The following is a 368-nucleotide window of genomic DNA, read 5'->3' on the forward strand; positions in this document are numbered from 1 at the left end:
GAATTTAAGTATGTCTGTAAATTTTTGAAAAATCAACCATAAAAAAACCAGCCTAAATGACTGGTTACGATTTCTTAACTTTTATCTTTGGTTTGCTTTTTAGCTTTTCTCTAAACTCAGAAAGCAGTTCTTCACCGCCCAGCCCCTTTTGAAGCAAGGTCTCTAGCAACAGCTCTGAATAATCGCCCCTATTACGGCGGATTTGCCCTTGAAACAGCACGCTGATATGATCCTCAAACTTTAACAAGGAGACGATCTTGGTCTGAAAAAAGGCCGGGGCATTATCCCGTTTTGTAATAACGGCCTCCACTATGACTTCTCGATTTCCTTCGTATATATTCTTAAAAAACTCATAATGAGAGAGGTCA

The 368-nt window shown here is 39.1% G+C and carries 1 protein-coding gene; it reads right to left on the minus strand.

The window, feature by feature from the left end:
• Positions 1–64: 64 nt before the first annotated feature.
• On the minus strand, positions 65–368 hold a 304-nt coding region (locus V7083_RS06740; RefSeq protein ID WP_335476613.1), incomplete at its 5' end, for a YwpF family protein.

The organism is Bacillus sp. JJ1764, from assembly GCF_036962145.1.
Classification (GTDB): Bacteria; Bacillota; Bacilli; order Bacillales; family Cytobacillaceae; genus Neobacillus.